10 protein-coding genes are annotated in these 13,222 nt (G+C 63.6%); 5 read left to right on the forward strand and 5 right to left on the reverse strand.

The genetic code is table 11. The features are described from left to right. Positions 1 to 111: 111 nt before the first annotated feature. Together V5E97_RS23815 and V5E97_RS23820 are read right to left on the reverse strand one after the other, a co-directional pair. Positions 112 to 1,284: a lactonase family protein gene (locus V5E97_RS23815; RefSeq protein WP_406694043.1), complete on the reverse strand. Its 1,173-nt coding sequence runs from the start codon at positions 1,282 to 1,284 to the stop codon at positions 112 to 114. A gap of 136 nt (positions 1,285 to 1,420) precedes the next feature. Next, positions 1,421 to 1,765: a hypothetical protein gene (locus V5E97_RS23820; protein WP_406694044.1), complete on the reverse strand. Its 345-nt coding sequence runs from the start codon at positions 1,763 to 1,765 to the stop codon at positions 1,421 to 1,423. 359 nt (positions 1,766 to 2,124) lie between these two features. Here V5E97_RS23820 and V5E97_RS23825 point away from each other — a divergent pair, with 359 nt between their 5' ends. Both V5E97_RS23825 and V5E97_RS23830 read left to right on the forward strand, forming a co-directional pair. After that, the gene (locus V5E97_RS23825) at positions 2,125 to 2,529 is read left to right on the forward strand and encodes a Dabb family protein (RefSeq protein ID WP_406694045.1); all 405 of its coding nucleotides are present in this window, start codon (positions 2,125 to 2,127) and stop codon (positions 2,527 to 2,529) included. Between the two features lie 334 nt (positions 2,530 to 2,863). Then, the gene (locus V5E97_RS23830; RefSeq protein WP_406694046.1) at positions 2,864 to 3,259 is read left to right on the forward strand and encodes an ArsR/SmtB family transcription factor; all 396 of its coding nucleotides are present in this window, start codon (positions 2,864 to 2,866) and stop codon (positions 3,257 to 3,259) included. Between the two features lie 100 nt (positions 3,260 to 3,359). Here V5E97_RS23830 and V5E97_RS23835 read toward each other — a convergent pair whose 3' ends face one another. The 3 genes from V5E97_RS23835 to V5E97_RS23845 form a co-directional block, all read right to left on the reverse strand. Then, on the reverse strand, positions 3,360 to 4,394 hold the full coding sequence (locus V5E97_RS23835) for a ThuA domain-containing protein (protein WP_406694047.1): 1,035 nt from the start codon (positions 4,392 to 4,394) through the stop codon (positions 3,360 to 3,362). Positions 4,395 to 4,590: 196 nt separating this feature from the next. Further along, complete coding sequence (locus V5E97_RS23840; protein WP_406694048.1) at positions 4,591 to 6,108, reverse strand: alpha-amylase family glycosyl hydrolase; 1,518 nt, start codon at positions 6,106 to 6,108, stop codon at positions 4,591 to 4,593. Between the two features lie 78 nt (positions 6,109 to 6,186). Further along, positions 6,187 to 6,792, reverse strand: a complete 606-nt coding sequence (locus V5E97_RS23845) for an RNA polymerase sigma factor (protein WP_406694049.1) — start codon at positions 6,790 to 6,792, stop codon at positions 6,187 to 6,189. A gap of 338 nt (positions 6,793 to 7,130) precedes the next feature. On the opposite strand from V5E97_RS23845, the gene V5E97_RS23850 reads away from it, so the two are divergent. From V5E97_RS23850 to V5E97_RS23860, 3 genes are all read left to right on the forward strand, one after another. Then, positions 7,131 to 10,523, forward strand: coding sequence for a serine/threonine-protein kinase (locus V5E97_RS23850; protein WP_406694050.1), 3,393 nt, complete (start codon positions 7,131 to 7,133; stop codon positions 10,521 to 10,523). Between the two features lie 173 nt (positions 10,524 to 10,696). Then, a complete protein-coding gene (locus tag V5E97_RS23855; RefSeq protein WP_406694051.1) occupies positions 10,697 to 12,196 on the forward strand; it encodes a hypothetical protein in 1,500 nt (499 codons plus the stop codon). A 746-nt stretch (positions 12,197 to 12,942) separates the two neighbouring features. Next, positions 12,943 to 13,158, forward strand: a complete 216-nt coding sequence (locus V5E97_RS23860) for an MbtH family protein (RefSeq protein WP_406694052.1) — start codon at positions 12,943 to 12,945, stop codon at positions 13,156 to 13,158. Positions 13,159 to 13,222: the final 64 nt, after the last annotated feature.

Raw genomic sequence — 13,222 nt, forward strand, 5'->3', positions numbered from 1 at the left:
GGACGAGGTTCCAGGCATCCCCCTCGGCCGGGTCGGTTCGAGGAGGATCTCGACATCATACCAGCGAACCGTCCCGGTTGCCTCGTCCACGCGCTTCAACTCCTGGTCACGTCACTTCGCGATCGGGATGAACTTCAGGCAGACGGGTGACTTGACCTCGATCGACTGACCGGTCGGCTCGAGTTTGCCGGTCGCCGAATCAATCCGGAAAACGACGATCGTGCCGGAATCCTGGTTGGCGGCCAGGAGGAACCGGCCGGTCGGGTCGATGGCGAAGTTGCGCGGGGTCTTGCCCTGGGTCGGCTGGTGGCCTACCGGGGTGAGCCGGCCGGTGGCGGCGTCGATGGCGAAGATCGCGATGCTGTCGTTGCCTCGGTTCGAGCCGTAGAGGAACTTGCCCGAGGGGTGGACCTGCACCTCGGCCGTCGAGTCGCTCGGCTTGACCTCAACGCCGGCGGGAAGCGTGGGCAGGGTCTGGAGTTCCTTCAGGACGCCATGCTCGGCGTCATAGTCGAGGGCGGTCACCGTGCAGTTGATCTCATTAATCACGTAGGCGTGCCGGCCGTCGGGGTGGAACGCGAAATGGCGAGGTCCGGACCGGCGTGCCGTCGACGTGAACGGAGGGTCGTTGGGGGTCAGGGTTCCCTTCGCCGCGTCGAACTTGTAGACGAGGAGCTTGTCGAGCCCGAGGTCGGCCGCGATCGCAAACCGATTGGCCGCGTCAACGTTGATCGAGTGGGCGTGCGGTTTCCCCTGCCGCTTGGGGTCGGCGACGGTCCCTTTGTGCTCGATCGACGCGGTCGCGGCGCCAAGCCGGCCGTCAGCCAGGATCGGCAATGAGGCCACGGTGCCTCCCCCGTAGTTCGCCACCAGAACGTTCTTGCCGGCGTGGTCGACCACCAGGTGACACGGCCCGGCCCCTTCCGACGATTCCGTGTTCAGGTGTTTCAGAGTCCCGTCCTTCGGGTCGATCGCGAACGCGCTGACGCCCCCGCTCTTCCGCCCTCCGCTCTCGGCGACCTCGTTCACGGAATAGAGGTTACGGCGGGTCGGGTCGATCGCCAGGAACGACGGGCTGAGCGATTCGGCGGCGAGCCCTCGCGCAGTGAGCGTTCCCGATTCCGGGTCAAGATCGAGCAGGACGATCCCCTGCCCTTTCCCGTTCGTATAGGTCCCGACATAGACCCGAATCTTCGCGAGAGTCGAAGGATCGACGCCTGTTGAAGCCTTGGTTTCGGCCAAGGCCACTGAGAGACAACCGAGGAGCAAGCCGATCTGCCACATGGAAGCGGTTCCCGTTCTTGATGTCTGAGCTGTGAAATTGCCGCGAGCGTCGCCAGCCCGGCCCGCCTCAATGGCAGCCGGCAGTCCGTCTTAGACTACCCCCATCGGCGGGTGGCCGAAATCCTCTTTGCGCGAATTACATTTCACCCAGTTCCGCATCGATCGTATTCATGCGTTCATTGAACGCGTCGTCGGGCAGGAGAAGCATGGACAATGGTTTAAGGTCTCCCTCGAGGAGCATCAGCAGTTCGGCCGTGCCGCTGCGCCGACCGAGAGCGCGGCCGCGCATCTCGAGCGCCCTGGCGACGATCGCATCCAGGTCGAAAACCGAGGAGGCCCTCACCAGGCGCGAAGCCACCTCGTCCAGGTCGGACGCATTGAACGCCCCCTTGCCGTCGAGCCTGGCCGCCTCGGTGATCATCAGGAGTGCGTCCGCCAGCCGCTCGCACGCCTTCTCTTGAAGTTTTGTTGGCTTGGTCACGATAAAAAACTCTCGTTTCGGAGCGGTGCGTCTCAAAGCCTGGCTGAGTCCGCGGCTTGGCTTGCCACCGGCGGGCACACCCCATCGACCCCTGAGTCGCTTACCCTACAACAGCAAATCACATTCGCACACGCTCTATAGGATTTCGAGGATTCTATCGAGGCCGCTTGTCCTACAACAGCAAATCACATTCGCACACGCTCTATAGGATTTCGAGAATTCTATCGAGTCAAGACCCATCAGCTCACTCAAGGAGTGAGTTGGCGGAATCTGCGGCGACTTGTCACCCCAACCTCACTCGATCATGATGGCGAACCGTTCCTTTGATTGGACACGCGTGCACCCACAAGGAGATCCTCATGAACCGTTTCTTCGCCCAGCTCGTCATTTCGTCGGTTGCGGCCAGTCTGCTGGCGGGCGGCCTCGCTCAGGCTGCCGATAAAAAGGAGGAACCCCTGGCCCACGTGGTCTTTTTCACTCTGAAAGATCATTCCAAAGAGTCGAGGATGAAGATGGTCGACGCTTGTAAGACATACCTTACAGGCCATGCTGGAACCATCTCCTTCTCGGTCGGCACCATCGCCGAAGACGTGAAAGAATCGGTCAGTGACCGGGATTTCGACGTCGCGATCCACCTGGTGTTCCGGGACAAGGCCGCCAACGAAGCGTACCAGGCCCACCCTCGCCACAAGAAGTTCGTCGAGGAAAACAAGGCCACGTGGGCGAAGGTCCGCGTCTTCGACTCCTACCTCGCCGCCCCCTGAGCCACAGCCAGACAGACGTCAAACATTGCTCATCGATCGGCGTTTGACGTCTGTCACGGCCCTGGTTTCGCATAACGAACAACCGATTACACCGGTCGCTATTTTTGAGTTTTAAAAGCAGTAGGATGTTGTCACTCAGCAATCTCATGATATATTTGCAGACTATGGGATTCCGCTTCCCCCATACTGTCGATTGTAAAAGATGCTCAAGCGGCGAGTGGACGTCCGGACTCAGGTTTCCCCCCACCCGTTCTCAGGAAATCCCCGATTGATTCTCAGAAGGGGTTCCGTACGCGTCGCTCGGGCAAATGCATGAATGCTGGAGAATGTTTCGATGGCGAGTGCGACTTCGGGCGTGAAGAAGGCTGCAAAAACGGCAACGACGACGGCGACCGCAGCCAAGACGGCGACCGCGACCAAGACGGCGACCGCAACCAAGGCCAAAGAGAGCGGTCTGCGACTGAAGCAGGCGCAGCGTGCCGCGAACTTGCTGAAGCAGGTCAGCGACGCGACCCGTCTTCAGGTGATCTTGATGCTTTCCGAGGGAGAGCGGCACGTTGGAGCGCTGAGCGAAGAGTTGAGCCAGAGCCAGCCCGCCGTCAGTCACCACCTCGCCTTGCTGCGGCATGGTGGGATCATCTCACCCCGCCGTCAAGGGAAGAATAACTTCTACGGCCTGACCGAGACGGGTGAGGAATTGGCCAAAGTGGTCAAGTCGATCATGGTCTGAGCCGTGACCATCCCCAAACCGACACGAGCCATCCGAGGGACCCTGGTCCCTCGGATGGCTCGTGTCATTTCGTCCGCAATGAATCAACGCCTCGGCATTGCTACTTAATTTCGTGACTGCTCGGCTTCACCCCCGCCTTGAATCCCCCGAATCCAAAGGGGAGCGGATGATAATCACCGACGATCGAGACATCGGCGCTAGCGGAGACCTTGTCCTCAAGGCCCGTCGCCCAGTAGGCGGCATTGACCAGGAGCCGGCGCACCCCGTCGTTCTCGAGGTCTTGTGAGGCTCCCATCGTGGTCGCGAAGACGCGCGCGGTTTTGCCATTGGCGGCGGTGTAGGTCTTGGTCCAGGCCACCGGCATCATCGGATCGTTCTTCGGCCCCGTGATCGGGGAATCATCAGGCTTCATTCCCGTGAGAATCTGTCCAAAGACCAAGGGTTTGCTGTCGCCGGGCAGCGGCAGCCGGACGCCGTAAACATCGGTCGGCCCCCAAATCTGACCGTCCTTGATGCCTTTGAGGATCGGATGCTCCTGCTCCCCCGGCGCAAGGATTCCTCGCGTGCTCTGCTTGCCATGGGCGCCATGGTGGCTGTTCCAGGTCTCGCCGAGGACCAGGCGGCCGAAGCCCCCCTCGAAGCCAGGGACCTTGCCGTTCCAGGTGTACTTGGCGTAGGTCTTACTCTTCTTGAGGTCGAACGCGTGCGTGGCCGTTCGCATGCCGATGATCGGGCGGCCCGACTCGATGTAGTCGACCACATGCTTCATCTGATCGTCCGGCAAGTCACGAAAACGGGTGGCGAGGATCAGCAAGTCGGCCGTGTCGAGCGCCTCCAGGCCGGGGATATTGTCGACCCGTTTGGGGTTGATGGTCCCATCGTCACCGATCGCAAAGAGCACGGTACATGTGAATCCATGCCGGGTGGCGAGAATCTTGGCCAGTTGCGGGAGCGCTTCCTCCGAGCGATATTCCTCGTCGCCACTGACCAGGACAACGCGCTTGCCCTGGCCCGGGCCGTCACCTCCTGCGTAAACGACCCAGGAGTCGTCGGCCTGGGTCGGCCCGCCGCAAACAGCGATCAGGGCGACCGCCCAGAGCAGGCGATATCGCTCCGCGATTCTCATCTTGGCCACGGTTCAGCCTCGCTTTGCAGGATGAAGAAGGAGAGTCGGTCGTTCGGGAGCCACACGTCCGCGGAATCGGCCGGACCGCTTGGGGAAGCCATCCGTTTGATTCTTTTTTCATGCAGAAACCCGGACCTTCGACATACGAGCCGCATCTTATCCGGCGCCAGCCCGGTGTTGTAGCCGGCAGTCGCCGACTTCCCGTTCAGGCGCCGACCTGGCTGACTTCAAAAACGTGCGTTCCCCACGGCGGCAGATCGAGATAGAGACCGTGGGGGACCAGGTCATCGCCGCTCCGCTGGTATTCGAAGGGGCCGGTCAAGTCCCGGAAAGTCCAGGTCTTGCCTGCGAACACCTCATGCGGCAGCACGACGTAACACTGCCCTTGGTCGGGCGCATAGTTCACGGCGATCAGCAGTGTCCCACCGGCCGGATCTTCCCACATAAAGGTGAGAAACTGCTCGGATGTCGTATTCTCGTTCCAGGCCTGTCGGCATTCCCGCAGGGTCCAGCGGCCTCGCCGCAACTCCGGACGCTTCAAAATCTCGAGCAAGCGGGCGTAAAATTCGGCCACGGGCGGATTGACCGGCTCGATCGCGCGGCGGGCCAGATGGACCGAGGCCCGAATCGCAGCGCCTTCGAGTTCCCCTTGGTGGAACAAGCGGAGCCCGGGGACCAGGAATGTGACCGTGGCGGCCGCCCGGTGGACTTCCCAGGGGACGAAGGCGAACGCCGCTCGAGGCTCGTCGTGATTCTCCAGGAACCGGGCGGACCTGCGCTGGAAGTCGACGTCAGCGCGAAGATGGTCGCGGACGGCGGTGACGTCCTGGGCATGGAGCCGATCGTAGAGCCGCTTATCGTAAGTGACGTCGAACCCTTGGCGCTGGAGCGTCCACTCCAGATCCCAGTAGGCCTCGGCCAGAAACAGGAACTCGGGGGTCTCCGTGCGCACGCGAGCGATCGCGTCGGGCCAGAAGGGGGAATCCTCCGGAGGGCCGCCATCAGTGGGGACTGAGGCTTCCTTCCAGGTCCGGGCGAAAATGTCGGGCAAGACCAGCATGGCCATGTCACAGCGCAAACCGTCGCACTGGGCGGCCACCTTCACGAGCACATCACGCATCGCCGCACGGAGGGCGGGATGGCGATAGTTGAGTTGGAAGGTATCGGGCCACCCCGGGAAATAAGGGTCGCGGCCGAACGCCAGCACCCGCGAACCCGCCGCCGTCTCGGCCCGTGCATAGTTCCCCGGCTCGCGACCGAGGTCCGCCAACGTCCCCGCGATGTAGTACTCCGGATGCTGCTCGACCCAAGGATGATCCCGGGCCGTGTGGTTGGGCACGAAGTCGAGCATGAGATGCACGCCCCGTGCCCGCAGCCTGGTACGCAGGCGGGCCAGCGCCTCATCTCCCCCGAAGTCGCGGTCCACCGAATAACCTTGGATGGCAAACGGAGATCCGCAAACGTCTTGATCCGTGAAGTCGGCCAGATGGGCGCGATACCACCGAGACCACTCGGGGTGGTTGAGCGAGACCTCGCGCCCGACCGCTCCGGTCTGCCAGACGCCGAGCAGCCAGACCCAGTCGAATCCAAGTGCGGCGATCTGATCGAGCGCCTGGTCGGGAACATCATCAAAAGTCGCAGGTCGTCCCAACGTGCGCGAGAACCCGCCGAGCCAGTCGCGAGTGGCGATCTCGTAGAGCGAAGGGGACAACGCAGATTCCATGTCCAGGTATCCCAAGGCGTCAATCCAATCGTTGGTCCACGGAAATCAAAATGTTGCGGAAAACCAACATTGCGAAATTCAAGGTTCGCCCGCCCCGTCCAGCTTGCGAACTTCTTCCTGGAGCGACTTCTGCACGCGATGCTTGGCCATGAAGACATTGGCGACCGGCATCCCGAGGCGACGCGAGGCGTCGGCCCCCGAGAGCCCTTCCAACGCGGTGAGACGGAAGGCATCCCACGACTGGGCGGAGACCCGTTGCCGGACCTGAAGCATGGCCACGTCGAGCAATTCGCGGTCAAACGCCTCTTCGATCCGCCGCTCCAGATCGGTCCGGGCTTCGAGCGAGTTCAAGGCTTCCCAGGCGTGGTCGTCCCCTTGGCCCGTGCGGTGTTGCCTGCTCCCGACAAAGTCGATCAAGGTGCGCTGGGTAACCGTCTTCAGCCAGGCGCGAAAACTTCGCGAAGGATCGTACTGGAAGCCACGCATCTTTTCGGTCAGCTTGGCGAGCACAATCTGGGCGACGTCGTCGGCATCGGCCCCCTGAAGACCACGGGCGCAGCACCAACCATAGATCTTGGGGCGATAGCGACGGACGAACTCGTCCCAGGCCTCCGCATTGGAGGGGTCATTCTGGAACGTTCCCAGCAGACTGACGGAGGTCTGGGTATCAGCGGCTTCGGACATCGCCTCCCCCGAGGAAGGGATCATCGGATGGATCGACCAACCCATCGGCCGGCCGGGCTCGCCGCAATCGGTTACCGCGAGACTAAGGTTCGACACAGCTTAACGAACACGCTCGACCACATGAAAGAGCGCCGAGAAGTTTCGATCATCACTTTCCCTCGGCTTGGGAATCTGGCTAGCATGTGCGCATGCGAGAAGAACCTTCGGCAAACGGGTCGGCAAGTGCCTTGCAAAGGATCTTGTGTTAGGTTGGGAACGACCGCGCCGTATTCCCAATGGGGGAGACCATAAAAAAGAAAAACGGTCCCCATCAATCGGGAAGGCATCAGGAGGCCGCGATGAAAGGCTGCCCGGAGGGCGATCGGTTCGTGCTGCTTTTGAAGGAGCGGCTGGATTCCGCCGAACAAGCTTTCATCATCGGCCATGTCGAGACTTGCCCACGTTGCCAGGATCACCTGGAAGCCCTGACCGCAGGGGACTTCACTCCGCTCGAGAGTGAGAACCAGGAATGGGGGCGGGAAACCTTCTCCGCGGAAAAAGCGAGCCGAAGGCCGCCGGCACTTCGGCAACGACCGGGCTGGCCCTCACTCCCCGCCGGAGCGAGGCGGTTGCCCACCCAAAGCTTCAACCCATGGCCCTCGGTCCCCGACTTCGAGATTCTCGAAGAACTGGGTCGGGGAGGGATGGGGGTCGTCTACAAGGCCAGACAGCGCTCGCTGAACCGACTGGTCGCCTTGAAGATGATCCGCGACGGCGGCCGCGCCCGGCCGAGGGACCTGGCCCGGTTCCGGATCGAGGCCAAGGCGGTGGCACGGCTCCGGCACGCGAACATCCTCCAGATCTATGAGATTGGCGATGAGGCCGGACTCCCGTTCGTGGCCCTGGAGTTGCTCGAAGGGGGAAGTCTCGAGGTTCGGATGGCCGGCACGCCACAGCCGGGACACCGGGCGGCCGAGACCCTCGGCATCCTCGCCCGAGCGATCCACGCCGCGCACCAGGCAGGGATCATTCACCGTGATCTCAAGCCGTCGAACGTCCTGTTCACCTACGACGGAATCCCCAAGATCACCGACTTCGGCCTGGCCAAGCGCCTCGAGGAGGACGACGGCCATACCGAGAGCGGGCAAGTCATGGGCTCGCCGAGTTACATTTCGCCCGAACAGGCCCGAGGCCGAAATCGAGAGGTCGGACCGACCGCCGACATCTACAGTCTGGGGGCGATCCTCTATCAGATGCTGACCGGGCGGCCTCCGTTCCGCGGCACGACGCCGGTGGAGACCGTCATGCAGGTCATCCACGAGGAGCCGGTCCCTCCCTCTCGCCTCCTGTCGAAGGTCCCGCGCGACCTGGAGACGATCTGCCTGAAGTGCCTGGACAAGGAGCCCCGCCGCCGCTACGCCAGCGCGATCGACCTGGCCGACGACCTCGGACGCTACCTTGCGGGGGAACCGATCCGGGCACGCCCCACTCCCCTCTGGGAGCGTGGCCTGAAATGGACGCGACGCCGTCCCACGGCCGCCATCCTCATGGCCCTTGGCCTGGCGGCCGTCGTCGGCCTGGGTGTCTCCGGACTACGATACGAACACAACTTGCGCCAGCAGGCGAGAGACCTGGCATCGGCCCGCCTGGCCGGCGACTACGCCCTCAGCGACGCCGGGAAGGCAGTCACCCGCGGCGACCTGAACGGGGCCAGGGACACGCTCGTGAAGCTCTCGACGCGGCTCGAGGGAGAGCCGAGACTGGCGGCCCTGAACGCCCAGGCGGCCAGCCTCCTCGACCGGATCCGACGCGGACTCGCCGACCGCGACGCCCGCGAGCACGCCAAGGCGCGGTTCGGCCGGTTCCTTCGGCTCCGGGACGAGGCGATTATCCGCGACGTCCACTTCACCGGCCTGGACCTGCCCGATGACCCCAAGGCCACACGCCAGGCCGTCCGCGCGGCTCTGGCCGTGTTCGAGACACCGGACCAGGCCGGTTCCGGAATCCTTGCTCCGTTACCCGACTCGCTGACGGCTCAAGAACGCGTCGACGTGATCCGCGGCACCCACGAACTCCTGCTCGTGCTGGCCGAGGCGGTCTCTCGTCCGGCGGCCGGGGAGGATCCCCTGAAACAGGCCCGACAAGCGCTCGGGATCCTTGATGCCGCCGCCCAGGTCCACCCGCTCCCCTCGCCGGCCTATCACCTTCGGCGAGCGGCCTGCCTGGCCCGCGCAGGGGATGAACCGGGGGCGTCGCGCCAGCGCGTCGAGGCCGAGCGACTCGAACCGGCGGACGCGTTCGATCACTTTCTGCTCGGGCGTGAGTGGTCCAAACGGGGGTCGCTGGCCCGGGCAAAGCGGCACTTTGACGCCGCGCTCCGGCTCCAGCCCGATCACTTCTGGGCCCTCTGCCTTTCGGCCATCTGCGAGTTGAACGCCAGTCCGCCGCATCCCGCAGTGGCCAAGGTGGCGCTTCGGGACTGCCTGACGCGACAACCCGACTTCGCCTGGCTCTACTTGCTCCGCGGGTTCGCCTGCGGCCAGATCGCCGCGGCGGAGACAAACCAGGCCCTGGCGGACCAGTCGTTCGAGGATGCCGAGGCGGATTTCCGCAAGGCGCTCGAACTCGGCTCGGGCCAGGAACTGCGCTATGCGTTGCGGGTCAATCGCGGCCTGGTCCGCTTCAAACGCGATCGGCTGAGCGAAGCGATAGTCGACTTGCGAGAGGCCATTGCCATCGACCCCTCGCGGTTTAACGCCTACGTCACCCTGGCCCACCTCGACCGCGAACAAGGACAACTCGAGGAAGCCGCCGCCCTGCTTGACCGCGCCATCGAGTTGAAGCCCGACCTCGCCCCCCTCTATCGGACCCGGGCCCTCTGGAAACTCGAAAGCAAGGATCGGGAGGCCGCCCTCAGCGATCTCGATGAGACCCTCCGGCGCGAACCGCCGCGCAGTCCCGAAGCGGCCGGCGACCACGCCTTGCGGGGACACTTGCTCTGCGTGGCCGGACGCTACCGAGAGGCACTCGACGCCTGCGACGCCGCACTCGAGATCAACCCCGACCAGGCCGAAGCTCACCGCTGGAGAGTCGCCGCGCTGCTCGAGTTAAAACGATACGACGACGTACTCCTCTCCTGCGACGGCTACCTGGCCAACGGCCACGCCTCGGCCGAACTCCTCGAAATCCGGGGCCTGGCCAAGGCCCATCGCAAAGACTACGCCGGATCGATCGCCGACTATACGCGGGCCCTGGCCCTGAAGCCTGACCGGGCGACCTTGTATGCCCATCGCGGCTGGGCCCACCTCATCTCCGAAGCCCCCAAGCTCGCCTTGCTCGACTTCGAGGAGGCGGTACGGCTCGACCCCGGAAGCGGCGACGCCTTCTCCGGCCGCGGTTCGGCCCTGGTCCTGCTCGGCCAGCACCGGTCGGCCGTCGCCGACGCCGAGGAAGCCCTCCGCCACGGCGAGCCGTCCCCCCGGATGTACTACAATGCCGCGAGGACTTATGCCCAAGCCGCCGCCGTCGCCGCCGCACACGTCGGCGCCCGCGGACGCGACGCGATGGACGTTTCTTTTCGCTACCAAGACCGCTCCCTGGAGCTTCTAGGTGATGCCCTCGGACGAATTCCCGACGGCCAGCGTGACGCATTCTGGCGTGAGGTGATCCACGCCGACGAAGCCCTGCGGGCGATCCGCCGCCGCCCTCGATTCACGGAACTCTCCGCGAGATTCGCGCCGACGGCCCCATGACACACAAGAAGACGCAGACAGGAGAGGCCCGCAGTCGTGCCTCCGCTCTTTCCATCAAGCGATCGCCAACGGGCCTCGACGACCGGCTGGAGTGGCTCGAACGGAATCAAGCTCAAGGAACGCCGACGATGGCCATCCCTCCCGACGCTCGATCTTTCAAGGATGATCCCCCAATGACCCCGTCCCGCCGTTCCAAGCCGTCACGAGCGTGGCAAGTGGAGCAGCTCGAGGACCGGGCCTTGCTCACGACGATTTACGGGCCGGCACCCGCAAGCCTTGAAGTGACCTCGGCTCCTTCTGCCCCCAGTGCCTGGTGGACTTCCGGGTTCAGCGGGACCACGAGCGAAGATCGCGGCCAACTCGCCCTCAGCCCGGCTCGGCCCGCTGGTCTCACCCTGGCTTTCAGCACGAACAACATGCAACTGGCCCGGTCGGCCCTCCCTTCGATGAGAACCGATGTGTTTGACTCCGTGGCCATGCGAGACGGGAGCCGCGACGCTTACCACGTGATTGAAGGAAGAATTGACCGGATCCCCGGCGAGCCAGCGGGACCGCCTCCCCCATACTTCACCATTGCAATTCGAGGTCTTCCTGGAAGCGTCCCCCCCGGACGAGGCATCATCGACTTCAGCCGATTCCGCGACGATAATAGGGAGGGAGGCCCCCCCCGGTTCGGCTCCAGGCCGTTGCTCCTCGTCATCTCTCCCGACTCTTACTGGGAGAACGGACTCGTCGGCAAGCCCAACGATTCCTTCTCGTTCGCCGAAATCGCATCGTTCGGTGATGCCCGAAGCGAATCGTCGGCCGCCACGGAGCCGACCACCAGCGAGGCGCGGGAACGCAGTCAGGCCCCCGCCTCCCCGAACCTCACGATCCTCTCGGCCGAGTCGTCCGAATCGGCCGAATCGGCCGCGGGTAACCTCACGATCTGGGTGGACGGCAACGCAAAGGCCGGCGACACCTCACTCTCCTCACTTCTTCTTAGCCTGGGCGAATTCGAACCTGGGGCCCTGTTCCCGCAGGACGATCTTCCCGAGCTGACCGCACTCCTCTCCTCGCTCCTGAATGAATGGCTCGATGAATCGGCCGACCTCTCACTTCCCCTCTCGGACCAGTTCCAGCAAATCACGAAGCTCGACCCGCTCGACGAATCCTCACTCGCCTTAACCGCCACGCTCCTGACCGTCTCCAGCGCCCCGCAGACCGGTTCGGGCGGACCGGGGTCAGCGTCCACGGAGAATGCCCTGACCGAAGCCTCTCTCGCCGCGCCTCCCTCCTGGGCCGGCTTCGTTATCGGCCTGGACGAGGCCTTCGAGGCGAATCGCCTGGCGACCCGCCGCTGGCCGTCCACCACGCGGCCGCAAGACGAAGCAAAACCATCTCATGAGGCAAGCGAGGCGGCCCGAACCGTCGAGCAGTCGGCCGCGGACAAGGCGATCGAGAGCCTGAATCAGGAGCAGCAGCCACCCCCCGAGGATGCCGTCGACCACCTCTTCCTCCCCCTCCCCGAGGACGAGAATCAGGACACGACGGGGAGGGAAAACCGATGGAGCACCGCGGCCCGCGCCTCCCTGAGCCTCGCGATCGCCCCTGCCCTCTGGGCCGAACGGCTCGGCCAGGTCCCCAGCCGCCACCGAGAGCCACGGAATCCGGACGATCGAGCCGCGAATTGAACCGATCGTCACTTTCGCCCAGCGCCACGCGAGACCAACAGCCCGAGACCGTTCGCTCGAAACAAAGAGTCACTTCCCCATCAGATATTCTGGCGTCCCCAAGCCATCGCCGCTCGCGGCGGATTGCCCCCGCCAGGCCCCGCCTTCTAAAACACAATACCATCGCGATCAAATCGGCCCGACAATCGGCAAAATCGAACCGATCGGTTCCGATCGGTTCGATTTTGCCAAGAATACTCGCGAATTTCGCATCAGAAGTTCTTGACATACCTTCCGTATGCAGGATATTTTACCTAACCGCTTCGTGCCAGAGAAGCTAGGTATTATACAGGTGACTTTACCGACCGGCTTGAGTTTTGCAGATTTCGCTCGATACTCCCTTTGGAAGGCAGCTGTCCCCCCTCGGCCCCTTTCAAAGTGTGTCAGGCCCTGAACACGCGAGATCCCCGAAGCCGCTCCCATTGAGTTGGACACTCTGAGGTCGTTGCTGGCCAGCAACGATGGATTGAACGGAGGCCTCGTCATATGGCTGCTGGCCGTGGGAACCAGGATCGCGGTCGTGGCGGTGGGTCGCATCAGGAGTCGGCTTGGAGCATGTGAAACGTTTTCGGAGGCGACGATCCCTCCGATTTAAGAAAAAGAAAGCGGTCTTCGGCGAAAGGGATTTCCTGCGGATTGGTGGACGGATCAAAGGGGGGCGGAGGAGGATAGCCCCCGGACGTACGCCCTTAGGAGATTCCCTGGTCATGGTCCCTGGACAGACGGCCAAAGACGTGAAATTCCGAGTTGTTGTGAACCACGAGGAGCAGTATTCGCTCTGGCTGGCCGATCGGGATCTACCCAACGGTTGGAGTGATACGGGCAAGGCGGGAACCCGGGAAGAGTGCTTGGCCCACATCGAGGCAGTGTGGACCGATATGCGCCCCCTGAGCCTGCGCCGGGCAATGGATGACGTGCGCTGAGGATGGAGCGGCGAGTGCTTCGGGCCGGGTGCGCGCGGATCCGGTCGAGAGTCAGGCCCGGCTC

This window comes from Singulisphaera photorubra (assembly GCF_045290345.1).
GTDB lineage: Bacteria > Planctomycetota > Planctomycetia > Isosphaerales > Isosphaeraceae > Singulisphaera.